This window comes from Acetobacter garciniae, assembly GCF_017377735.1.
In the GTDB taxonomy this organism is placed as follows: domain Bacteria; phylum Pseudomonadota; class Alphaproteobacteria; order Acetobacterales; family Acetobacteraceae; genus Acetobacter; species Acetobacter garciniae.
Map to the genome: position 1 here is coordinate 185,280 of NZ_JAFVMH010000003.1, position 23,815 is coordinate 209,094.

19 protein-coding genes and 1 tRNA gene are annotated in these 23,815 nt (G+C 65.2%); 5 read left to right on the top strand and 15 right to left on the bottom strand.

Going from position 1 to position 23,815, the window contains the following annotated elements; translation table 11 throughout:
- Positions 1-171: 171 nt before the first annotated feature.
- The 4 genes from J2D77_RS08450 to J2D77_RS08465 are packed head-to-tail and all read right to left on the bottom strand — an operon-like array spanning position 172 to position 4,797.
- Positions 172-486: a hypothetical protein gene (locus J2D77_RS08450; RefSeq protein ID WP_207845838.1), complete on the bottom strand. Its 315-nt coding sequence runs from the start codon at positions 484-486 to the stop codon at positions 172-174.
- On the bottom strand, positions 483-2,015 hold the full coding sequence (locus tag J2D77_RS08455) for a PepSY-associated TM helix domain-containing protein (RefSeq protein WP_207845839.1): 1,533 nt from the start codon (positions 2,013-2,015) through the stop codon (positions 483-485). Before J2D77_RS08455 ends, J2D77_RS08450 begins: the two co-directional genes overlap by 4 nt.
- Positions 2,012-2,419, bottom strand: coding sequence for a hypothetical protein (locus J2D77_RS08460; protein ID WP_207845840.1), 408 nt, complete (start codon positions 2,417-2,419; stop codon positions 2,012-2,014). The genes J2D77_RS08455 and J2D77_RS08460 overlap by 4 nt, the downstream gene beginning before the upstream one ends.
- On the bottom strand, positions 2,416-4,797 hold the full coding sequence (locus J2D77_RS08465) for a TonB-dependent receptor (protein ID WP_230975660.1): 2,382 nt from the start codon (positions 4,795-4,797) through the stop codon (positions 2,416-2,418). Before J2D77_RS08465 ends, J2D77_RS08460 begins: the two co-directional genes overlap by 4 nt.
- A gap of 303 nt (positions 4,798-5,100) precedes the next feature.
- Between J2D77_RS08465 and J2D77_RS08470 the strand changes: the two genes are divergently transcribed.
- The 3 genes from J2D77_RS08470 (at position 5,101) to J2D77_RS08480 (ending at position 6,810) form a co-directional block, all read left to right on the top strand.
- A complete protein-coding gene (locus J2D77_RS08470; protein ID WP_207845841.1) occupies positions 5,101-5,907 on the top strand; it encodes an SDR family NAD(P)-dependent oxidoreductase in 807 nt (268 codons plus the stop codon).
- A 447-nt stretch (positions 5,908-6,354) separates the two neighbouring features.
- Positions 6,355-6,492, top strand: a complete 138-nt coding sequence (locus tag J2D77_RS08475; RefSeq protein WP_207845842.1) for a hypothetical protein — start codon at positions 6,355-6,357, stop codon at positions 6,490-6,492.
- Positions 6,493-6,645: 153 nt separating this feature from the next.
- Positions 6,646-6,810 (top strand): hypothetical protein, encoded by a 165-nt coding sequence (locus tag J2D77_RS08480; protein WP_207845843.1) that lies wholly within the window; start codon positions 6,646-6,648, stop codon positions 6,808-6,810.
- A gap of 51 nt (positions 6,811-6,861) precedes the next feature.
- On the opposite strand, the gene J2D77_RS08485 is transcribed toward J2D77_RS08480, so the two are convergent.
- On the bottom strand, positions 6,862-8,226 hold the full coding sequence (locus J2D77_RS08485; RefSeq protein ID WP_207845976.1) for an amidase: 1,365 nt from the start codon (positions 8,224-8,226) through the stop codon (positions 6,862-6,864).
- Between the two features lie 359 nt (positions 8,227-8,585).
- On the opposite strand from J2D77_RS08485, the gene J2D77_RS08490 reads away from it, so the two are divergent.
- Together J2D77_RS08490 and J2D77_RS08495 are read left to right on the top strand one after the other, a co-directional pair.
- Positions 8,586-10,277: a Hint domain-containing protein gene (locus J2D77_RS08490; RefSeq protein WP_207845844.1), complete on the top strand. Its 1,692-nt coding sequence runs from the start codon at positions 8,586-8,588 to the stop codon at positions 10,275-10,277.
- Between the two features lie 209 nt (positions 10,278-10,486).
- Entirely contained in the window at positions 10,487-11,080 is a 594-nt protein-coding gene (locus J2D77_RS08495; protein WP_207845845.1) for a hypothetical protein, read from the top strand.
- A gap of 348 nt (positions 11,081-11,428) precedes the next feature.
- Here J2D77_RS08495 and J2D77_RS08500 read toward each other — a convergent pair.
- From J2D77_RS08500 to J2D77_RS08545, 10 genes are all read right to left on the bottom strand, one after another.
- Positions 11,429-11,504 (bottom strand) — tRNA-Glu (locus tag J2D77_RS08500).
- 287 nt (positions 11,505-11,791) lie between these two features.
- The gene (locus tag J2D77_RS08505; protein WP_207845846.1) at positions 11,792-12,223 is read right to left on the bottom strand and encodes a DUF1489 family protein; all 432 of its coding nucleotides are present in this window, start codon (positions 12,221-12,223) and stop codon (positions 11,792-11,794) included.
- Between the two features lie 95 nt (positions 12,224-12,318).
- The gene (gene hemW / locus J2D77_RS08510; protein WP_207845977.1) at positions 12,319-13,539 is read right to left on the bottom strand and encodes a radical SAM family heme chaperone HemW; all 1,221 of its coding nucleotides are present in this window, start codon (positions 13,537-13,539) and stop codon (positions 12,319-12,321) included.
- Positions 13,539-15,809 (bottom strand): KUP/HAK/KT family potassium transporter, encoded by a 2,271-nt coding sequence (locus tag J2D77_RS08515; RefSeq protein ID WP_230975661.1) that lies wholly within the window; start codon positions 15,807-15,809, stop codon positions 13,539-13,541. The genes hemW and J2D77_RS08515 overlap by 1 nt, the downstream gene beginning before the upstream one ends.
- 137 nt (positions 15,810-15,946) lie before the next feature.
- Positions 15,947-16,669: a YggS family pyridoxal phosphate-dependent enzyme gene (locus J2D77_RS08520; protein WP_207845847.1), complete on the bottom strand. Its 723-nt coding sequence runs from the start codon at positions 16,667-16,669 to the stop codon at positions 15,947-15,949.
- A gap of 78 nt (positions 16,670-16,747) precedes the next feature.
- The gene (locus J2D77_RS08525; RefSeq protein WP_230975662.1) at positions 16,748-17,770 is read right to left on the bottom strand and encodes an NAD(P)H-quinone oxidoreductase; all 1,023 of its coding nucleotides are present in this window, start codon (positions 17,768-17,770) and stop codon (positions 16,748-16,750) included.
- 258 nt (positions 17,771-18,028) lie between these two features.
- Positions 18,029-19,801: a chloride channel protein gene (locus tag J2D77_RS08530; RefSeq protein WP_207845848.1), complete on the bottom strand. Its 1,773-nt coding sequence runs from the start codon at positions 19,799-19,801 to the stop codon at positions 18,029-18,031.
- 124 nt (positions 19,802-19,925) lie between these two features.
- Positions 19,926-21,167, bottom strand: a complete 1,242-nt coding sequence (locus J2D77_RS08535; RefSeq protein WP_207845849.1) for an O-antigen ligase family protein — start codon at positions 21,165-21,167, stop codon at positions 19,926-19,928.
- Positions 21,161-22,207, bottom strand: a complete 1,047-nt coding sequence (locus J2D77_RS08540; protein WP_207845850.1) for a glycosyltransferase family protein — start codon at positions 22,205-22,207, stop codon at positions 21,161-21,163. The genes J2D77_RS08535 and J2D77_RS08540 overlap by 7 nt, the downstream gene beginning before the upstream one ends.
- A 384-nt stretch (positions 22,208-22,591) precedes the next feature.
- Entirely contained in the window at positions 22,592-23,785 is a 1,194-nt protein-coding gene (locus J2D77_RS08545) for a TroA family protein (protein WP_230975663.1), read from the bottom strand.
- Between the last annotated feature and the right edge of the window lie 30 nt (positions 23,786-23,815).

The following is a 23,815-nucleotide window of genomic DNA, read 5'->3' on the forward strand; positions in this document are numbered from 1 at the left end:
ATGCTCCGTAGGGTCCATGCCCAGCCTGTGGGCGGCCCGGTTTTTGCACGCAGGGCAGGGATGCCTGCCCTGCGCCCTCTCTCGCGGCGGCAGGGGGGACCCGCGCCTTCCCTCATCATCCCGTTGTCACCGAATGCTGGGGGAGATCGATGCCGGGCGTGGTGGGCCGGTTTACAAACGTCCCTGCCGGCGGATGGCGGGTTTTGCCTGCCGGGGGCCCGGCAGGATTGCCAGCCCCACGGCCGTAAGAAGGCTACAGGTCGAGAGCAGCATGATCCATAATGGCCAGCCTGAATCCGGCCGCCACATCAGGCTTGCCCACAACGCCAGCCCGGCTGCCAGCGCAGCCCCCGCGCGCAGGGCGTGGCGATGGCTGGGTGAAGGGGGTGCTGTCCCCAGTTTCTGGCGCGGCCAGGCCAGGGTAGCGGCCCAGAGCAGGCAGGCCGTCTGGGCCATGGCTGCGGCCAGCCATACCGCCCCGGTCATGGCCCGGCCTTCTTGTGCGACGCTTCGGCTGGCGCAGGCGCGTGGCCCTGGCGGTTCTTGCCGTGGCGCGCGCGGCCCAGGCGCGGGCCGTAAACGGCAATGGCCCCGGCCACAATGCCAGCAAGCATGCATAGCCCGTCCACCCCCGCGAACAGGCCGAAGGAGGTGGAAAATTCCGCGCGGGCATCTGGCGCAGTTGCCATATCCAGCACCGGCGTTGCCAAGCCCATAAGGGCAATGCCCGCCAGGATGGCGCGCCAGCCCTGGCGGGGGGCGACAAGGCTGCTCAGCACCACGCAGCCCAGCCAGGTGGCGAAAAACCCGCCAACCTCCACGTTGGGCCATGCGGGCCCTGCGGGCGGGGCCAGCCGGTTGAGGTACAGATAAACCAGGCAGGCGCAGGGCAGGCCGGTCAGCACGCCCGCATTCAGCCGCTCAAACACCACTGCGGGGCCCGATGCCGCGCTGGCCCGGCGGCGCGCGGTGTAGAACAGCAGCCCGGTGGCGACCATGGCGGTGGAGGCAAGCCCGCCCACGAACCAGAACCAGCGCAGGGTTGGCTCCATCGTGCGGCCCATATGCAGCCCATGCGCCAGGGCGGTGGCCTGTTGCGCCAGATCCGGGCGGGGGGCACCCGGCCCGGCTGGGGGGCCAAGAACGCGCCCGGTGGTAGCGTCGAACGGGATGGAAACCCGGTCCAGCGCCAGGCTGCCCGGCCGTGTGGCAAAGACCGCGACCTGCCCTGGCGAAAAGCGCAGGTGTTCGGGTTCATGCCCGCTCAGGGCGCGTGTCTGCTCCAGCAGCGGGGCAAGGGGGGTTGTGGGGGCCCAATGCGCCGCCACGGTTGGCCGCGGGGGTGGTGTCTCCCCCGCCCGGCCCAGTACAGGCAGCGCGTTCCCTGCCGCCAGGATCAGCCCTGTATAGGTGACCATGACATGGAACGGCAGCACGGCCGTGCCCGTCAGCACATGTACATCCAGCAGGAACCGGGGCAGGGCGGCGCGCAGCCTGAGCGTGAAGTAATCGGGAATGACCCGGGCCAGATGGATCAGGATTCCGCCCAGCAGTTCGATGGCGAACACGAAGGTAAAGGCCGCGACCAGGCGCTGGCCCCACGGGCGGGGCACGCGCAGGGAATAATGGAGGTCGAAGAAAAACGTGCCCCCTTCGGTGCGGGGGGCGGTGATCACATGCCCGTCACGCGGGTCCAGCACCGGGCCGGAAAAGGCATGCCCGTCAAACCGTTCGATCCGCAAGGTGGGGTCGCGCGGGCCGGGCAGGCGCAGGAATGCCGGGGGCAGGCCATTGGCATCGTCTTGGGCAAGCATCTGGCGCGCCTGTTCCAATGCCGCGGGCGTTGCCATGCTGCGGGCGGGGACCGTGGCGGTCTGGGGCTGCATCCAGCGGGTCAGTTCCGTGTCGAATACGGCCAGCGTTCCGGTCAGGGTCATGGTGTAGATCGCCCAGCTTGAAACCAGGCCGGCCCAGCGATGCAGCCAGGACAGGCGCGCGCGGGTTTCAGGCGTCACGGCGCTGTGGCCCCGCGCGGGGGCGGGGCATCCGGGCCGGGAACGGCCGATGGAGTCTGCGCCGGGGTGGGCAGGGGCACGACAAGAGCCATGGGGGCGGGTTTTACACGCGCCCCGGCGGCAGGGGGCAAGGCCTGGGTCATGGCCAGTACCGCTGCCCCGCCCAGCATGGCGCCCAGCGGCAGCCAGAACGCCAGCCGCCGGCTGCGCACAAGGAAAGGCCACATCATGAACGGGGCTGCCGCCGCCGTTACGCACAGGCGGTAGATCTGCGCACTTTCACGCAGGGGCAGGGTGGTCAGGGAACTGTAGAAATCGATCGCGTCCGAGCCCCATAGCACCAGGGCCGCCCACAGGCACAGGGCCCCGGCCAGCCGTGGCGCATGGGCCCGCAGTTCGCTCACAGATCGGCCGAGAGGGAAAGCTTGAACGTGCGGGGCTGGCCTTCAAGCAGGTAGCCGTTGAAGGCGGAGGCCCAGAAGCGCGTATTGGCCAGGTTGTCCACCCCGAAACGCGCGGTCAGCGGCTTGGACCCGACGCTGAACGTATAGCGGGCCGCAAGGTCGAAACGGGTCCATACCGGCAGGTGCTGCGTGTTGGCGACATTCACCCACTGCTTGCCGGTGTTCACCACGCGCCCGATCAGCGTTGCCCCTTTCAGGAACGGCAGGTCGTATTCGATATTGCCGTTGACCGTGTAGTTGGGAATGCCAATGGCCGTATGCCCGTTATCCAGCCCGCCCTGGGTGTGCACCAGTGCCGCATCGATCAGGGTGAACCCGCCGTTGAAGCGCAGGCCCCGGATGATCTCGCCATTGACGGTCAGTTCCATGCCGCGGTTTCTCTGCAAGCCGTTTTCACGAAAGATAAGCTGCCCGTTATTGCCGTAGGGTTCCGTATACGCGTTGGGCTGCGAAATCTGGTAGAACGCCAGCGCAGTGCTGAACCGCCCTGTATCGTATTTCGCGCCCACTTCGTATTGCACGCTCTGATAGGGTGCAAAGACCTGGCCGAGATTGACCACATTGGCCCCCGTCGCCGTCGGCCCCTGCGACAGGCCTTCGATCCGGTTGAAATACAGCGCCGTGTTATGCGTGGGGTGGATCACCAGGCCCACCACGGGCGTGAACGCGCCCTTGTTGTAATGGGTGCTCAGGCTGTCGTCGGATGCGTAATTATAGCCGTTTTGCAGGATGTTCTGGTACCGGAAGCCCCCCGTCAGCGCGATGCGGCCTTCCCAGAAGGTCATGGTGTCCGACAGGTACAGGCTGTACAGCTTTGTCCAGTTCGACCGCAGCGGGTCGTTCAGGTTGCCGCCTACCCAGTTCTGCGCGGGGGCTGCGATCTGGCGCGTGTTGTACAGATTGGTCGCAAGTGGGGCGGTGGGCTGGTAATACATGGCGTAGGCGGTGCTTGCGTCTTCCCACAAGGCGGAACCGCCGGCATTGATCTCATGCGCGATGGGGCCGGTATTCACATGGGCGCGAACGCCCGCGCGCGTGCTTTCGTTCATCTCGTTATAGGGCACGAACATGCTGCCTATCGTGCCATCGCCCGTGGCCGCGTTCGAGACCGTGACGGAGGAATAGGTGCCTTTTTCCTGCCCGCTCATGGCGCCGAAAGCCCCGTAGACGGTAATGTGTTTTCCAAAATCATGTTCGACGTTCAGCATACCGAACAGATAGTTCAGGTTGTTATAGGTCCAGGCCTGGCTGAAATTGTGCGACGGGGCCGCGGGCCGGGGCACGCTTGTCAGTGTGGAACCCAGGAACACGCCGCCCCGGCCCCAGTTCACGGCCTGGTTCTGGTACGCCATGTCGAGCGAAATGCGGGTGTTGTCGTCATGCCAGTCGAAATCGCCGCCCACGGCTGCATCGTGCCGGCGTTCGTGGTCGATGGAGGTTTCGCCGTCCATGCCCGCCGCGTTCAGGCGGAAGCCGAACGCCTTGTTGGCGCCGAACCGGCGGCCGAAATCAAGGGCCCCACCACCCTGGCCGCTGCTGGTATAATCGGCGGTGATCCGGTTCAATGCCTCGGCTTCGGCATGCTTGAACAGAAGGTTGATATTGCCGCCAATGGCCGAACCGCTGGGGGCGGCCCCGTTCAGGAAGGCGCTGGCCCCGTTGAGCACCTGCACCTGGTCGTAAAGCTGGGGCGAGACAAGCTGGCGCGGCACGATGCCATACAGGCCGTTGAGCGAGATATCATCCCCATCCACGGGGAAACCGCGAATGACGAACATTTCCGAAAAATTGCCATACCCCATGGTGGTGCGGACCGATGGGTCGTTCTCCAGCACCTGGCCCAGGGTCTGGGACTGCTGGTTGAGAATAAGGCTGGAATTGTAGCTGCGGATATTGAAGGGAACATCCAGCCCCTTCTTGGTACCCAATGCCCCAAGCTGGCCGCCGCTGGTTACCTCCATGCGGTTGTTGCGTGCCGCACGCACCACAATATCCTCGGCCTGCGCGGTCGGGCTGGCGGGCTTGCTGGCGGGCGTGGCAGCCGGCGCGGGTGCGCGCGCCACGGTGCCGGCGGCCCCTTGGGTGGCAATCTGCCCAGTCCCTTGCCCGGCACCCTGCCGCCCGCCCTGCGGCGTTGCCTGCGCAATGCGGGTGGTGTGGGCGTGGGCGGCCTGCCCCGTGGTCTGTGCCGTCGCCTGGCCCAGGGCGGGCGTGGCCGCGGGTTGCGGGGCAGCGGCGCGGGCGCCGGGCAGCCCACCCGCAAGCAGAAAACCGGTGGCCCAGGCTGCGGCACGGGCGGTGGGGAAAGGTCTGGACATTGGGCGGGACTCTTTGGTTCGCGGGCCTGTGAGGTGCACCGTGATAATGCGAGTTATTATCAATATCAAGGTGCCTGACGCTGGGCAGGTGCGGTTTTTCAGCATGGAGGGCCATGGGCTGGTCCCGCTACCCAATGGCGGCCGCACCACGGCCTCCGCGCAAAATTGGCCTTATCGGCCCGGCTGCTGATAGACTTGGCCCATGGTTTCCACAAGGCCCCGGCACAAAGCCGCCCTGCATGACGCGCAAGGCCCCAGGCACGCGGCTTTTGCCCCGGCCCCCAACAACAGGTGTGTAAAGACATGACAGACACAGCAACCGCGCCATCCCGCACCGGTGCCCCGGCCACGCCCCCGTCTCGCATCGCGCTGGTAACCGGGGCTTCCGCCGGGTTCGGTGCCGCCATTACCCGCCGCCTGGTGCAGGACGGCTTTGGCGTGATCGCCACCGCCCGGCGGCAGAACCGGCTGGACGCCCTGGCCCGGGAACTGGGCAGTGCCGTCCTGCCGCTGGAACTGGACGTGACCGATCATGCCGCCATACGCGCTTTGCCCGCCAGCCTGCCCGAAGCCTGGCGCGCGGTGGATGTGCTGGTGAATAATGCCGGGCTTGCACTCGGGCTGGACAAGGCCTGGCAGGCCGACAGCGACGATTGGGAGACCATGATCGCCACCAATGTCAGCGGTGTGGTGGAAATGACGCGCGCGCTCCTGCCCGGCATGGTCGAACGCAATCGCGGGCATATTGTCATGCTGGGCAGCACGGCGGGGCGCTATGCCTATCCGGGCGCGAATGTGTACGGGGCCACCAAGGCGTTTGTCGCCCAGTTTTCGCAAAACCTGCGCAGCGACCTGCTGGGGCGCGCCGTCAGGGTGACCAACGTGGCCCCCGGCCTGTGCGGCGGGAGCGAGTTCAGTCTGGTGCGCCTGCGCGATGCTGCAAAGGCCGAGGCCGTCTACGACAAGACCAAGCCGCTCCTGCCCGAGGATATAGCCGAAACCGTATCCTGGGTGGTGAACCTGCCGGCCCATGTCAACATCAACATGGTCGAGATGATGCCGATCTGCCAGGCATCGGCCGGGCTGGCGGTCGACCGCACGATGGGCTGAACGCCCCGGCCCTGCCAGGACGGGGGCAGGCCTATGCCCCCTTTTGGTAGCGCCAGATCACGGCAGGTAGGGTCATGTCGCCCCTGCCGTCGCAAATTAATGGCGAATAAAAATCGTATAATATATGGGGCTGCTGCTGCGCAGGATTCGCCGGGAAACCGGCAGTTTTACACGCTGGCATGCGCCTGCGTGGCCGGAACGCGGGACAGTGCCTTTAAAGCACGTGCAGGAAAACGATTATACACAGTATAGGGGCATATAGTCGTTTTCAGATCGGATAATATTGACATACCAAAATTCAACGATCATATATCGTTTACAAGCGCATCCATAATGCGTTCATATATGTGGAATTAGAGAACCACCTGTCCATGGGTTGAAAAGCCTGCCCAGCGTGGTGGCAGAGGCTCCCGCAGCCAGACAGGTGGAGAACGGAGGGAACAACGCATGGCGATTTATATGCGCGAAGGGGCTGCGGCCTGCGTGGTCGCAGGGGTTGCGTTGCTGGCGGTCTGCCTGGGTGACCCCCATGGGCTGAGCCTGTCCGCCCTGTCGGATGCCGCATCCTGCCTGTTCCGGTACTGAGCCATACGGCGCAATCTCTGGCAGGGGTAGCCAGGGCGGGCATGCCTGATCGGCGCCGGCCTGTCGTTTTGGGGCGGCCCGGGCTTGATTTTGCCGGGGCGGCTGCACATCCTTTCTGAAAGGAAAAACCACCAGCAGCGGGAGTACGACCCCATGCCATGGACCCCGGACGATGCGCCCAAGCATACGCACAAGGCCGATACGCAGGAACTGAAGCAGCTCTGGGCCAAGGTCGCCAACGAAACGCTGGATCGCACCGGCAATGAGGGCCGCGCGATCCGCGAGGCCAATGCCGTGGTGGGTCGGCAGGCGGAATAGCCCGGTCTGCGGTGGTCCGTTTCCGGCGGGCTTTTGCGCGGCGCGTTTGTGTCAGGCTTTGAGCAGGCGTTCGATCCGGGCAGCCAGGTGGAACAACGCGGTATCCCCCCCGTTGCGGCCCATCAGCATCAGCCCCACCGGGGCCTCTCCCGGTATGTGGATGGGCAGGCTGATGGCGCACAGGTCCAGAAAATTCGCGATAGCCGTATTGCGCAGCAGCAGCAGGTTGATGGCGGCGTAATGCGCGTCATCCGCAAGGCTGTCGATCGTCGGGGCGATGATCGGCACGGTGGGCAGGATCACCGCATCGTAGTGCTGCATGATATCCGCGGCCTGGCGGATCAGCCGCGTACGTGTGGCCAGCAGGGTAATATAATCCGTCGCACTCTGCTCACGGCCCCGCAGGATACGCCGCAGCACAAAGGGGTCGTACTGCTGTTCATGCGCTTGCAGCAAAGGCAGGTGCCATGCCAGCGATTCCGCCGCCGTAAACCCACCCTTGCCATTGGCCGTGGCGATATCGGTCACCGGCGGGCACGCAAATTCCTCCAGACCCACGCCCTTGGCCGACAGGGTGCGCAGGCAGGTCTCCCACGTGCGGGCGACGGTGTCGTCCATGCCGTCCAGCACCAGCGTATTCAAGATCCCCAGCCTTGGGGTGCCGCCGTCGCGCCCGCTTGGGGCATCTGGCAGGTTCAGGGTGCCGGTGGCCATCAGGCTGTCGGCGGCCCAGCAGCAGGCCACGCTGCGGCCCAGGCTGCCGACGGAATCCAGCGTGGTGGAAAGCGGCACCGTGCCGTCGGTGGAAATACGCGCAGCCGTTGGCTTGTAGCCCACCAGCCCCGTCAGGGCGGCGGGAATACGACATGACCCCCCCGTATCGCTGCCAATGCCGACAAAGGCCATGCCGTCGGTCACGGATATGGCCGCCCCGGATGACGACCCGCCGGGAATACGCCTGTCCTCGCGCCGCCAGGGGTTGGCGGGCGTGCCGTAATGCGGGTTGATCCCCACGCCGGAAAAGGCAAATTCGGTCATGGTCGTCCGGCCCATGCCCAGCAGGCCAGCGGCTTTCAGGCGGGCAATGGCGGGGGCGTCCGTGGCGGCGGCTGGGGCATCGGCCAGCACGGTGGAGCCCGCGCGGGTCACATTTCCTGCTTCATCGAACAGGTCCTTGACCGAAACCGGCACCCCGGCCACGGCAGAAGGTGCACGCCCGGCCTTGCGCTGGGTGTCCACAGTGTCGGCCTGCGCACGCACCTGTTCGGCATGCACGCTCATGAACGTGCGCGCGCCTTCGCCCTGCGGGTCGGCAATACGGGCCAGCGCAGCTTCCACCAGGGTGCGGCTGCTTACGCGGCCAGAAGCCAGGGCTTGTGCGGCCTGGAGCAATGTCATGGGGGAAGAAGGCTGCATGGTGCGAAATTCCGTATCGTTGGCGGAGCGAGGCGGCACCCCGCCCCATTCCTTTTTCATACATCCCACGCCCTATCAATACGCCGCATGGTCGCGGGCCGATCAAATCGGCCGGGACGGGCCCCCCACAGGATGGGGCTGGTATCATGGTCCGGGCATTTTGCTCCATGCGTCAAGACATCGGGAAAGGGTTTTGAAAGGGGTGCGCTCCGTCAAGGCACGAACCACCAGGCAGCGGTTTGGGGAGTGTTGCGTCAAAAAATCGGTAAAAATGCTCCTGCGCCGAGTTTGTTGTTGCCAAATACCGGCCTGTTGTCACTCTTTTTCAAAGAAGCAATCTTTCACGAGGAGTATCCGGTATGGCGATCAATCTCCTGTTCAACCAGACCATCGATTATTCCGTATCGGACCTGCTCAATCTTGCCGTTGGCGGCAATATCCTGATTACGAAGGACGCAGGCACCCCGGCGGGCGATCCGGTCGTAGTCAATCTCAGCGACCTGGCCGATGCGCAGGCGCTCAGCAAGATCGTGGTCGAAAACGGCGCGACTGCAGTGGTCGGGGGCGGGCTTGCCTCGCTCAAGGCCTTGTCCGGTGTCATTGTGGATGGCGGCACGCTGGAACTGTCCTCCAACATCGCCAATATCGATGCGCTCAACAGTATCTCGATCGGGCCTGATGGCGGGACCATCAAGGTGGATTCCTCCCTCCTGGGGCTTGGCGTCCTGTCTTTTCCCGTCAATTTCGTTGACCAGAACGGCAACACCACCACGACCGCGCCGTCCAATTTCACGGTCGATTTTCCCGATTCAACCATCACCTACGGTCACTACGATCCGCTTACGAACCAGACGACAATCGGGCTGGACCTCAATCTTATCGGGCTGATCAATGTCAGCCTGGGCCCAAGCCTGGTGATCAGCGGCAACCCGTTCGGCCTGGACCCCACGGGCCTGACATTCACGACCTGGACCAGCACGTCCAACCCCGACGGCAGCGGCGGTATCCTGATCTGCTACCTGACGGGCTCCATGATCCACACCCCATCGGGCGATGTCGCGGTGGAGGATCTGCGCATAGGCGACAGGCTTGTCGCGTACGTGGACGGGGCGGAGGACATACGCCCCGTCACATGGGTGGGCACGGCGCGGGCGACGGTCCGCCCCCACCTGCCCGATGACGAGGCAGGCTATCCCGTGCGTATCCTGCGCGATGCGATCGCGGATGGCGTGCCGTACAAGGACATGCTGATAACACCGGAACACTGCCTGTTCCTGAACGGAACATTCGTGCCCGTTCGGATGCTGGTCAATGGCCGCTCCATTTTTTACGACCGTTCCCTGACATCCTACACGTATTATCATGTCGAAACCCAGGCGCATTCTGTCATCCGGGCCGACGGCGTGCTCAGCGAAAGCTATCTCGACACCGGCAATCGCAAGGCGTTCCGTCAGACCGGGGCTGTGGTCAGCATTGGCGGGCGTGTGCGCAACTGGTCGCAGGATGCCGCAGCCCCGCTGAACGTCAGCCGCGAGCATGTGGAACCCCTGTTCCGCAAACTGCAAGCCCGCGCCGGGGTGCTTGGCTATGCCGCGCAGACCGCGCCGCCGGCCCTGAATGCCCATTCCGACCTGCATCTTGTGACGGATCGCGGGCAGAGCATTCACCCCACCCGCATGGTGCATGGTCATGCCCTGTTCATGCTGCCCAGCGGGGTCGGGTCGGTCAGGCTTGTCTCACGAACCGCAAAACCATCCCGGATTATCGGGCCTTTTGTCGATGATAGGCGCAACCTTGGCGTTCTGGTCGGGGAAGTCACCCTGCACAAGGCCAATACCACCTGCCCGATCGACAGCCACCTGACCACGGCGGACCTGCCCGGCTGGGCCGAGTCCGAAACTGCCCCGTTCCGCTGGACCACAGGCAACGCGACCCTGCCACTGGGCGATGGCCTTGCGCAGGCAGGTGCGATGCTGAGCATCCAGCTCATGGCAGGTGGGCCCTATATCGTCGAAGCCGATGCACCCCTGGCCGAAGCCCGATCCGCCTGAACCGTTCCGCCGAGAAAGTTCAGTTTCCGCCCTTGGTACAAAGCGACCGCGGCAGGTCCGTACGGGTGAAAACCCCGTAAGGCCGGGCTGTCGCGCTCAGCCCCGTTGACCGCAAGGCCGTTCCCTGCTGCACGAATATTCAAGAATGCATAACGTGGTGTCACGTCATCATGTCTTCGATACGTCTATCTGATAGGATAAGACGGTTTTTGAAGATATCCGGCGGATTTGAGCGCGAACAGGGGAAGTGGCGTGAGCTGTTTGAGGCAGGGACGAATCTTTCTTTTTCTGATTTCATGCTTTGTATTCATAAAGATATCTCATCTGGCGTCCGCTGCGTCCCCGCAGGACGACGAGGGCTGGATGACGTACGGGAACCCAGTAACCATTATGCAATTTGTTATCCGTCCCGGCTTCTAAAGGGACAGGCGACGCGTGATTTTGCGGATGAACAACGATTTTCAGCCTCCGATGGAGGTGCACTGTCAATATTCGAGCGGAGTTATTTTCGGCTGGAACACGGCAAGGAAACGGTGAAATCGTCCCTGCCGGAACTCGTGAACGATGAAAGTTCATATATGAAAGGTCGAAAAGGAAAAATAACCTATGACGTCATACGAAAAAATTGGGCCGTATTTTCGGGAAATGACGGCATAGCAAAAGAATTTTACGAAAAAATAATAAGGCAGGATTATCAGTTCGTTGTTTTTGAAATAGAATATCCCATTAGCGAGAGAGATAAATACAAGCCCATTGTCGAGCGTGTTGCGAGGTGTTTTTCAAATACGCCGCCAGATGAATGATCGTGTTCGTCTCATCCGGCGCAGGTTTAAAATACCCCGTTGATAAAAAGGATAAAGTTTTGGGGCCTGCTTTCTTCAAAAAAGCGACGGTCCCTCAAGCTTTTTGAAAAAGCTTCATAGAAAACTTTTATGAATTTGCGTGTTATTGCCCAGCATGGTGCGCAAGACGATGTTTACGCCTGCTTTTATAAGCATCAAGGAGCGGTGGCATGCGGGTAAGAGCGCGTCAACGCTGGTATCGTCTGAACACGAAGGGGCTCTGCTCGTCTACCGTTCCGGCAGGCGCATACTATATGACAGATCGCGATGTTCAGATTGTTGCCAGCATAATCACTCACTGAAAGTGAGTGGTGTCCCGTACGGGATTCGAACCCGTGTTGCCGCCGTGAAAGGGCAGTGTCCTAGGCCTCTAGACGAACGGGACAGAGGCGTTGTTGACGCTTCGTTTAGAGAGGTTTCTCGGGAGCGTCAAGCGTCAAGAAACTCTTTTTTGCAGTTTTTTCAAAGACCCGCATAACGGGCTGCGCGGCGCGCCCCGGCGCTTCAAACACGGGCGTGGTCACGGGGCGTGGTCACCGGGTGGGGGCGGCGGTCGTCCGCGCGGATGGCGGTCTGAACCGGTCTTGGCGCGTTCAGGCCATTCAGCGCCGTTCTGCGCTCGGGCGGCAGGCCTTCACGCTTTTCCCTTGGCCGTGCCTGATCCAGGCGTGCCTACAGGCCCAGTTGGGTCAGTGCTTTGAGCAGGGGCGTGGGCAGGGGGGCCGTCGTGGGGGCGTGGGTCAGGTCCGGCGGCGCGTCGGCGGCGTTGAGATAGCGCCAGCCCTGGAACGGGCGCATGGGGCGGGGCTCCACCGGGATGATGCGGGGGGACAGCAGCAGCAGCGTGCCGTTTGTTCCATCCTCGCGCGTTTCGGTGCGGATGTCGCGCAGTTCCTGCCGGCACAGGATCAGCCCGCCGATCACGCGGTAGAGCGAACCACCGGCCAGCAGGGTTTCGGCCTGGCGGGGGAAGGCGCGCGTATGCACCACGGGCAGCCGTTCGGCGTGGCCGTCGATCTGGCGGGTATTGTGCGCAAGTTTCTGCCGCGCCACCAGGTCTTCCAGCGATGCAACGCCGACAACAAGCTTGATAAGGTTCAGCATGGCCCCAGCATAGGCGCAGTCCGTGTCGCGGCAAAGGGTGGAAGGATGCGACGCAGGCCCAAGTATATGCCCGACACGGGCCGACCCCTGCGAGGCTACAGGACCAGTGCTCCCAGCAGGGCTTCCAGCCGCAGCCGCCCCTGTGGCGTGGCCCGCAGGGTTTGCGCGGGTTGGACGGTGCAGGTGGGATCGGCTGGGACGTTCGTATCCGCGCTATCCAGCGTCAGGTAGCCTTCTTCCAGGGCGGCGGCCAGAATGGTGGGGTCTACCGCCTGGTCCAGTCTCAGGCCCGTGCGCGCGCTGAAGCGGTCCAGCTTTATGCCTTCGAGCACGCGCAGGCCCATCAGCAGCATTTCGCGCGCGCGTTCGGTGGGGCTTAGTGCTTCCTGCGTGGTCTGCCCGGTGCCGGTGCGTTCCACCCGCTCGGCCCAGGGTTCGGGCGCGCGGTGGCGGCGGGTGGCGTATAGCGCACCGTCAAGGCTCAGCCGGCCGTGGGCGCCGGGGCCCAGGCCCAGATAGTCGCCATACCGCCAATAGGTCAGGTTATGGCGGCTTTCATGTCCCGGGCGGGCATAGTTGGACACTTCATAGGCTTCCAGCCCATGGGCCTGGGTAATCTCGGCCGTGGCGTCGTACAGGGCGGCGGCGGTGTCGTCATCGGGCAGGGTGAAGGTATTGGCGCGATACAGTGCCTCGAACTTGGTGCCGGGTTCGATCGTCAACTGGTAGAGCGAGACATGGTCCGCCACCAGTTCCAGTGCGGTGCGCAGTTCCTGCCGCCAGGCGGCCAGGCTCTGGCCGGGGCGGGCGTAGATCAGGTCGAAGGTCACGCGGGGGAACAAAGCGCGCGCCGTCTCCAGTGCGGCCAGGGCCTGTGGGGCGGAATGTTCGCGGCCCAGAAAACGCAGTGCCGCATCGTCCAGTGCCTGCACACCCAGGGAGACACGGTTGACCCCCGCCTGCGCAAAGCCGTGCAGGCGGCCTGCCTCCACGCTGGTAGGGTTGGCCTCCAGCGTGATTTCAAGCCCGGGGGCGGGGTCGAACAGGGTGGTGGCGTCCTGGATCAGGGCGGCCACGGTATCGGGCGCCATGAGCGATGGCGTGCCGCCGCCAAAGAAAATGGAGGTCAGCCGCCGCCTGCCAAGCCGTGCGGCTTCATGCGCCAGTTCGGCGCGCAGGGCGGCGGCGAATCGCGCCTGGGGAATAACCTCGCGCACATGCGAATTGAAGTCGCAATACGGGCATTTGGCCAGGCAGAACGGCCAGTGGATGTAAAGGGCGAGAGGCTCGTCCGCCCCGCCGGGACGTTCCGTAATCAGATTGCGACCTTCACGCCCAGTTCCACCACGCGGTCCGGCGGAATGCGGAAGAATTCCATGGAGGAGGTGGAGTTGCGGAACATGAACATGAAAATGGACATGCGCCAGCGCGACATGCGCGGCACGGAGGACCGGGTGATCAATTCGCGTGAGGTGAAGTAGGACGCCTGGAGCGCGTCGAAGTTCACGCCATTGGCGCGCAGTTCTTCAAGGGCGCGGGGGATGTTGGGCATTTCCATGAACCCGTAGCGCAGGATCACGCGGTAGATGTCGGGGGCCAGTTCCTCCACCGTGACACGGTGGCCGCGTTCGGCTTCGGGCTGGTCCAGGTTCTGCACGGTCACGAACAGGACGTGGTCATGCAGGATCTTGTTGTGGCGCAGGTTATGCAAAAGGCAGGGCGGCACGAAGTCGGGCGTGCTGGTCATGAACACGGCCATGCCGGGCACGCGGATGGTGCGCGACTGCGGCAGCCGGGCGATAAAGCTGCCCATGGGCAGGCTGTCCTGGCGCTGGCGGGCGATAATAAGGCCGCGCCCTTTTTTCCAGGTCGTCATCATCAGCGTAAGCGTGCAGCCCAGCAGCACGGGCACCCAGCCGCCATCGGGGATCTTGAGCGCATTGGCGGTGAAGAACGTGCCGTCCAGCAGCATGAAGCCGCCGAAAACCGCCCCCACCTGCCAGGCCGGCCAGTTGAAATGCCGCCGGAAGACCACAATCGCTAGGATGGAGGTGCAGATGAACGTGCCCGTCACCGCAATGCCATAGGCCGAAGCCAGGGCATCGGAACTGCGGAAGGCCAGCACCAGCAGCACCGCACCCACGGCCAGGAAGCGGTTGAAGTCGGGCAGGTAGATCTGGCCTTCCTCTTCCGCGTTGGTGTGGGTAATGCGCAGGCGCGGCATGTAGCCAAGCTGGATAAGCTGGCGGCACATCGAAAACCCGCCCGAAATACCGGCCTGGCTGGCAATGACCGTGGCCAGCGTGGACAGCACCACCATGGGCCCCTGCATCCAGTGCGGGCAGAGCAGGAAGAACGGATTGGCCAGCGCCTTGGGGTCGGCGATGACAAGGGCCGCCTGGCCGAAATAGTTGAGCACCAGCATGGGCAGCACGAAGAACAGCCACGCCCAGCGAATGGGCGCGCGGCCGAAATGCCCCATATCGGCGTAAAGCGCTTCCGCCCCGGTTACGCACAGCACGACCGAACCCAGCGCCAGGAAGGACAGCCTGCCGTGATAGAACACGAATTCCATCGCATAGGTGGGGGACAGGGCCAGCAGGATATGCGGGTGGTGCAGGATTTCGACAATGCCGACCCCGCCCAGCGTTCCGAACCACAGCAGCATGATGGGGCCGAATATGGTGCCGACCCGCCCCGTGCCCAGCCACTGTACGCTGAACAGGCTGATAATGACCAGAACGGCCACGGGTATGACCAGGTCATGGGCGGCGGGAATGCTGATCTCCACCCCCTCGACCGCTGAAAGAACCGAAATGGCGGGGGTGATGATCCCGTCGCCGAAGAACAGGCAGGTGCCGACAATGCCCACCATGGCCAGCACCAGTCGCGTTCGCGCGCTGGAGGACACACGCTGGGCCAGCGACATGATGGCCAGGATCCCGCCTTCGCCATTATGGTCGGCGCGCATGATCAGCAGCACGTATTTGACGGTCACGACCAGGATCAGCGTCCAGAAGATCAGGCTGGCAACGCCCATGATCTCCCACGGGGCGACCTGATGATGGCCCGAAATCACCTCTACCGTGGAGCGGAACGCATAAAGCGGGCTGGTGCCGATATCGCCATACACCACGCCCAGCACGCTCAGCAGGGCGGCAAAGCCGACCGGGGCCGTGGTGTGCTGGGGCTGGTCGGCGTCGAATTCCGCTACCCGCCGGGGCTCGCCTGCCGCGCCATCGGGCTTGTGGCCGTCAGCGGCTCCCGCTTTGCCGCCCGTGGCACTGGCCGCGGGCGATGGGGCGGCTGAAGCGGCATTTGCAGCGGAGGGCGCGCCAGTTGCACCACCTGTGCCCGTTACGGCGGGGCTGCTGCCAGCCGTGCCCGTGCTCCCTGTGCCGGCCGCAGCCCCCGGTGTGCCCGCGCTGCCGTTCCCCGCGCTGCCTGTGGCGGCCCCGGTGGAGGTATTCGCGCCGGGCCCTGCCGGGGGTGTGTTTGCAGAAGCGCCCGCCGAAGCACGTCCGGCGGAACCAGGTGTCGCGGGTCCGTTGGGTGTACCGTTGGGCGGAGTGGCGGGGTCTGTCATGAGGCCTCGGGCTTTACGTCAAAAATAGGGCGGGTCCGGTTTGTCCTGCATAAGCGGCCCACAGGCACGAGGCAAGGCATACCGGCTGCCCGCCCATGCCGCCCGGCCTGATGCCGGCCCTGAGGCTGGGGTGTTGCCTAGGCCCCTGGCTGTGTCGCCGGGGGTTCCGTTGCCGGGCGGGGCCCGAATATGGCGCTGCCGACCCGCACAAGGGTCGCCCCCTGAGCGATGGCCTGCTCGAAATCGGCCGACATGCCCATGGACAGCACGGACAGGCTATGTTCGTGGGCCATGGCGCGCAAAAGCTGGAAATGCGGCACCGGGTCCTGCCCCGCGGGCGGAATGCACATCAGCCCGCGCAGGGATGCGCCAAAGCGTTGGCGGCAGGTGCGGATAAAGCTGTCCGCCTGCTCACGGGGCACACCGAATTTCTGCGGCTCGTCCCCGGTGTTCACTTCCACCAGCAGGTCGGGCAGGCGGCCTTCGGCCTGGGCCGCGCGGTCCAGTGCGTCGGCCAGAACCGGGCGGTCCAGGCTTTCGATCATGTCCGCGATCCGGACTGCCTCACGCGCCTTGTTGGTCTGTAGCCCGCCGATCAGGTGCAGGCGCAGCGCCGGTGTGGCCGCGCGCAGGGCGGGGAACTTGGCTGCGGCTTCCTGCACGCGGTTTTCACCGAACACATGCTGGCCCGCCGCAATGGCCTGGCGCACCGCTTCTGCCGGATGGAATTTAGAGACCGCAACCAGCGCTACGCTGGCCGGGTCACGGCCTGCCGCGCGGGCGGCGTTGTCCATGCGGGCACGAATGGCCAGCAGGCGCTGGCCCACATCGGACGGGGCGGGTGGGGCTGGAACACTCATCGCCGTCCAGAATCCGTGAAGACGCGCGCGCGGTCAAGCCCGCGGCGCGTGTTCACGGCGGTGGTCAGGCCGGCGCGTTCAGCCTGCCACGTCCAGCATGATCTTCCCGCTATGCCCGCCATCTTCCATGCATTTATGGGCGGCGGCGGCATCGTCCAGCTTGAACACCGCATGGACCAGCGGCTTGACCGTTCCGGCCTCCAGCAAGGGCCAGACATGGGTGTGCAGGTCGCGCGCGATGCGGGCCTTGCTGCCACTGTCGCGCGGGCGCAGGTTGCTGCCGGTCACCACCAGCCGCCGGGTCATGATCCGCACCAGATCCGCCTGTTCGGCCTTGGCCCCGCCCTGCAGGGCGATAATGACCAGCCGCCCGTCCATGGACAGGGATTTGAGGTTGCGGTTGAAATACGCCCCCCCGATCATGTCCAGGATGACATTCACCCCTTCGCCCTTGGTCAGTTCGGTAATGCGGGCCTGGAAATCTTCCTCGCGGTAGTTGATGGCCGTGGCCCCCAGCGTTTCGCACAGGGCGCATTTTTCCGCCGAACCCGCCGTGGTGAAAGCCTGCCCGCCAAAAGCGCGCACAAGCTGGATGGCGGTGGTGCCGATCCCGCTCGTGCCGCCGTGGATCAGCACGCGCGTGCCCGCAGGGGGGATTGCGGGCATGAACAGGTTGGACCAGACGGTAAAATAGGTCTCGGGCAGGGCTGCGGCCTGGAGCGCGTCAAACCCCTTGGGCCAGGGCAGGCATTGCCCGGCAGGCACCAGGCAGTATTCGGCATACCCCCCGCCATTGGCCAGCGCACATACGCGGGTGCCGATTGCGGGCATGGGCGTGCCTTCCTGCGGCAGGCCACAGGCCACGACCTCCCCTGCGATTTCCAGCCCCAGCCGGGGGCAGGCACCGGGCGGGGGCGGATACAGGCCCTTGCGCTGCATGATATCGGGGCGATTCACGCCCGCGGCCATGACGCGTACCAGCACCTCGCCCCGGCCGGGCTGGGGCACGGCTATGGTTTCGGTATGCAGCACGCTGGCCTCGCCCGGTTCGGCGAAGCAGACGGCTTTCATGGTGGAGGGAACGGCAGGATTCTGGGTCATGGCGGGGCCGGATATGAAGGAAAACGAGTTACGAAGTATGGGGCCGCCCAGCCCGGTATGAAAGGGGTGGGGCTGTTCACGTCCCTGCTACAGGCCCACCCGTGCCCTTGTGGGTGGCACGGCGTTGGGGGTTTCCGGGCGTTCCCTGCCTTGTGACGATGCGGGGCTGGTGGCATTGCGGGCGTCCCAGGCGTCCCAGGCGTCCCAGGCGTCCCAGGCGTCCCAGGCGTTCGGGTTTTGGGGGGTGGGGGTACCGCGCTAGCGGGCGTATTTTTCGCCCGCCAGGTCGCGGCGGGTGCGTTCGAGTTCCTCGGCATAGCGGCGCAGCACGTAGCGCTCGCTCAGCAGGCCCACGACCTGGCCCTGCGGCCCCACCACGGCCAGGGCGGGGTAGCTCGTGCGTTCGAACGTGGCCACGGCTTCGGCCACGCAGGACTGCGGGGTCAGCACTTCATGCGTGGCTTCGGCCAGGTCCGAAAGCGGCTGCTCGGCCCGTGTGTCCAGCGTTACGATCCGTGTGCCTTCCACTAGCCCGGCATAACGTCCATCCGCGTCCAGCAGCACGACATAGCGCGGCATGCGCCCGGCAAAACTGGTGCGGGCGGTGGCGATGGGCATGTCGGCGGGCAGGCTGTCCACGATCGGGCGCATCATGCGTGCCACCGTAAGCGAGCGCATCCACCCCACGTCCACGCCGGAGCGAATGTTCTCCCCCCGCAGATGGAAGCGCCAGGTGGCAAAGGTGTAGCCGAAAATGCGCCGCACCGTCAGCGATGCGACAATGGCGGTCAGGGCCACGGCGGCTGTCATGCCCGGGCTGTGGGTGGTCTCCAGTGCCAGCAGGATCATGGTCAGCGGGCCGCCGATAATGGTGGTGGCCAGCGCGCACATGCCCGCCACCGTGCATAAGGTCACGGGCAGGGGCATGAAGGGGGCCGTCACGCTGGCGAAGGCCGCCCCCGCCAGCACGCCCAGGTAGAGTGAGGCAAAAAACAGCCCGCCGCGGAACCCCGCCCCCACCGAAATGGAGGAGGCCACGGCCTTGAGCAGCAAAAGCCACAGCGCAAGGGACAGCCCCGGCGCATGGACCAGCCCCGCCCGCATGGCCATATGCCCCGATGACAGGACCGAGGGCGACAGCAGGGCCAAAAGCCCCACCAGCAGCCCGCCCACGGCCGGGCGCAGCCAGTCGGGCCTGACAAGGCGGCGCAGCAGGGCTTCGGTCGCGGCCACACTTTTCATCAGCGCCACGCCGATCAGCGCGGCCGCCACGCCAAGGACGGCCAGCAGTGGGTAGGCCGGCGGGGCCACGGTGGTGGGGGTGTCAATGACCATGGCGGGCAGTGTCGCCCCGGTCAGGTGCACCACCGCCAGCGCGCATAAGGTGGCGCTGGCAATGGGGGCCAGCAGCGGATAGGCGTAGGAGCCGATAATCAGTTCGAATGCATAGAAAGCTCCTGCCAGCGGGGCGTCGAACGCGGCCCCGATGGCCCCGGCCGTGCCCGCCCCCACCAGCAGGCGCACATCCGCACGGTGCAGGCGCAGGTTTCGCCCGATGCGTGAGCCAAAGGCCCCGCCGATCTGGCTGAATCCGGCCTCCAGCCCCAGCGATGCCCCGCACCCGTTCGAAAGGATGGTCTGCCCCGTCACCACAAGGCTGTCCCGCAGCGACATGCGCCCCCCATGCAGGGCGTTGGCCTCGATCGGGTCAACCGGGCGGGGGGGGCGACCGTGGCGGTTGGCGCGGTAATGCCACAGCCCCAGCAGCAGCCCTCCCAGCGTGGGAATGCCCAGTGCGCGCCACGGTGTCAGGCTTGCCAGCCCCGAAAGCCGCCCGTGCCCGGGGGCCAGCAGATGGTGCGCGAACAGGGTGGTATAGGTAATGACCGTGACGGCAAGCCCCGCCAGCGTGCCGGTTATGCAGGCCAGGAACACCAGCCACAGCGAATCCGTCCTGACCAGTGCGCGCAGGGCGACAAGCAGGCGCGTGGGCGTGCGGTGGGTACGCAGGTGCTCCAGCAGGGCGGTCATGCTTCAGCCATATCAGCATGACACTCGGCCACGCAACACGGACATCGAACCGTCACACGCCGGGGCGGGGCCTGCTGCGTTGCGTGGGCGGTTAGGCGGATCGCCTGCCCCCTGTACCGGATTTTTACGCCTGATCCCGGGTGTGTTCCCGTGTCTGGGCGGCGCTTGCCGCGAACAGGGTGGGCAGCCAGAAGATATACCACATCAGGCTCGGGCCCTTGATCACCTGGCTGAAATCGGTCATCGCGCTCAGCCCCACCTGCACCAGCAGGGCCACGTTGAGCGCGCGGTCCGCCCGGTTGGCGGTACCCAGCGCGCGCCGTGTCACCAGCACCGCGTACAGGCCCAGCAGCCCCACCCCGATTATGCCGCCATACAGCCAGGTGGACAGCAGCAGGTTATGGGGGAAGGATTCCGAATGCGGGCCTGCCAGCAGGTAGCCCGGACCATGGCCGAACCACGGCTTCTGGCAGATATCGTGCCAGGACCGCGCCCATATGGCCAGGCGGTGCGAATCCCCGCGCGCCACATGCCCCGCCACCAGATGGTGCAGCAGGGGCCAGTCCAGGCAGGCGAACAGGCCCAGGGCCAGCAGGGTCGCCAGGCCGATGACCAGAATAAGCCGCGGGCGTGTCAGGCCCAGCAGCACGCTGGCCGAAACACAGATCGCCCCTTCCGGCCCACGGCTGCCGGTCAGGACAATAAAGACAAGCCCCGCAAGGGCGGCCAGCCAGTAATACCACCCGCCCACGCGCAAAGCGCGGTCCAGCGCCATGAGCACCACAATGCCGATGACGATTGCCCCCATGATCGGGTGGCGCGTTTCCGCCCAGCCATTCATGCGCAGCACGTCGCCCGCCCACGCCATTGCAGGGTGCAGGCCCAGCCGGGCGAAGCTGATGGCCATGTTGGCCAGCCCCGCCAGCGCCATCACACGCGTGATCCGGGGGCGGAATGTGGCATCCGTTTCCAGGGCGTCGGCCAGGGCATGGATATAGATCAGCGTGCAAAACACGTTCCACAGCCACAGGGCCAGCTTGCCCGGCTGGGCCAGGGTGGGCGGGTCCCACAACAATGTGGTGGCCAGCCACAGGATCAGCACGCTGCCCGCCAGCAGGACGGGCGACATGCGCCGCAGGTCCAGGCCCGCGCGGGCCCGCCAGGCCAGCGAAAGGGCAAGAGGCAGCACCAGAACGTAAAAGAAATCCGACCAGACGGGTTCGGGCGAAAGCAGGAACCCCGCCCCAATGACCGCCAGGATCTGTTCGTGCAGCAGGGTTCTGCGGTCAGTCCGCCACAGGGTGAGCCAGCGTCTATATCCGGCCCTGAGCAGGCTTGCAGGCCGGCTTGCCGCCAGGCTTACCATGGCATGTCTTCAGGCGGGCGGGTGCCGGTCAGCACCGCGAGCATATGGGCCGCCACGGCGCGTTCGTTGAACCGCTCCATGTAGCGCGCCCGCCCGGCCGTTCCCATGCGCATGCGTGCGTCGCGGTCCTGCGCCAGGTAAGCGAGTTTTTCGCACAGTTCATCCACGGTCGAGAAGAACAGCATTTCATCGTCGCTGAAATACGCATTGTATCCGGTGGCGCGTTCCATGGCCACGACACAGCCATTGCCCACGATCTGTGCCAGCCGGTCCGAACTGTACAGCGGAAAATCCGCCCGGCGCGAAATGTTCAGCCCGATCGCACTCTGCTCTAGTGCTTGCTGGTAGGCCGCGGCCTTGAGATGGGGCGCGTTGTTGATGCCCGGCAGCTTCATGCGCAGGCTGGGCAGGCGGGTGGCCAGCATGTTGCAAAAATCGTTCATGTTCCACGTCCTGCCGCAGATTTCGCGCGGGGGCACGCCGGGGTTGCCGCAGGCGTAGAACAGGTCGAACGGTGCGTCGCGCAGCAGGTCCGCGCGGCCTTTTTCTATGGACGCATCCACCGGGTTGGGCATGAAGCTCATGGCGTGCCCGCCCGCGCGCAGGGCGGCAAGGGGTGCGCCCGCCGTGGTAATGAAGGTGACATCCACCACGTCGAACTTGCTGCGCAGGCGGCGGATGTTATCGGGTTCGAACAGGGGGTCGGCATTCCACTGGCCCACGCGCAGGGGTTTGATCTCCGCCCGGATGGCGGCCACCGTTTCGGCACCGATCATGTCCGCATGGCCCAGCAGCAGGATATCGGGCCGGTGGTGGCGGCAGAAGGCGAGCAGGGCCGCATTGACGGCACGGCGGCCGAACTTGCGGCTGCCGGTCCAGGACTTGGCGCGGGCAACGTCGCGGTCCGAGAAATTGAGAACGAGGTGGCCAAGCCGTGTCAGGCCGTTCGACAGCTTCAACTGGATGGAATGCGCAGGCGAGAGGCGTATGCCGGTCGGCATGTCACCGACATGAACGATGGTCAGGGGGGAAAAGGTCATCCTGTCTCTCTGTCACATGGCGCGGCACGGCGTGTCGCAGGAGGCTGGCCCGGGATGACGTACCATGCTGGCCCGACCCGGAGAGTGAATGGGGGTCTTTTATCCGGTCCTTTTTAAAAAAGACATCGCCAATAGCCTGATCCCGCACGGTTTATGCCCGGTACACGGCTGTGCGACCCTGCGGGGCAATCCGTTCCGCATCGAGAATAGGGTCAAACGCGCCGCCTGCCAATCCGGCGTGGCGGGGCCGGGGTATTGCCCCAAGCCCCGTGCGGTTACGGCCCGGGTGCGCAGCCACAAGCCCCTTGATGGCTCCGCCCCCGCGGGATGGGAGTGGTATGCTGGCTGCCGGTCCGTGGTCAAAGTCCCGGGCCTGCCCGTCCTTCAGGCGGGTGGGGGCAGGGCGTGCAGAATGCGCGTCGTTTCGTCGGCACTCAGGGCGTAGTGGAAGAACGTCTGATAAAAATCCCTTGTGGCGGCGGCAATGTCCAGGTCGGTGAACAGGGTGGGGTGCAGGTGCTGTGCGGCCCATTGCAGTTGCAGCAGTACCTCGGCCCCGTAGCGGTCCCAGGCGAACACGCCGCGGGGGCTGCGCCACCAGTGGCCGTTGCGATACGCCGCCAGCGCGCGCAGCGGGGAGGTTGCGGGAATGTCGGCCACACCCGCATCCACGATCACCGCATCGGGGTTCCATGCCGCGATCTGCTCGAACGTGACGGGGCGGTGGTTGCCGCTGACGGTTGCTGCGTTGCGCCCGCCTGCCGCCTGGATCCAGGCATCGATCAGCGTGTCGGTGCCATCGATCTGCAAGGGTTCAAGCCGTGCGATATGCAGCACGCGCGGCTTCTCGTTCTCGGCCAGATGGGCCAGGCGCTGGCTCAGCAGCGTGGTGATGGCATCCATTTTCTGGCGGTAAAGCCGGGCGGTGCCGGCGGCCTGGTCCGTGCCCAGGGCCTGGGCTGTCATGTCCAGCGAACGCAGCATGTTCGGCAGGGTCATGTATTCCGCCGCCAAGGCGGGCAGGCCGGTGCGGCGCAGGTCTTCCGCCTTGGCGCGGGAGGGGACGAAAACCAGCCCCACATGGCGGGCCAGAAGGTCCTCCGCACTTGCACTGTCGGGTTTGATACCGGTTTCAGCCCGCAGCAGGACGGGGGCTACGCGAAACAGCCAGGGCCGGTCCCTGGGGTTTTCGGCTGAAACCACGATGCGATCGGCCGCCCCCAGCATGACGGTAATTTCGTTATGGGCAAACCACAGATCGGCAATGGGCGTGGGGCCGGGCCTGATCGTGACGGCAGCCCCCGCCATGTCGGTGACTGTTCGCTCCGCCGCAGGTGCGGGGCTGGCCGCCCCGGCGGGCGCTGCGCCCAGTGCAAGAACAAGGGAAAGCGGGACAAGACAGGTGCCGGCCCGACGCAGCACCAGCCCCCCGCCCGGGCCCGCAGCCCCGCGTGTTACACTCCACCCTGTGGCACCGGACGGAGGAAGGGGCGTCCGCCCACGGCCCCGCGGCACAAGGCAGGCCGAAAGAAGGCGCGCGGGCGCAAGGCGGGCTGATCGGGCAAGGTGGGAAAGCATGGTGTCGCCTATCCTGTTTTATATACGCTA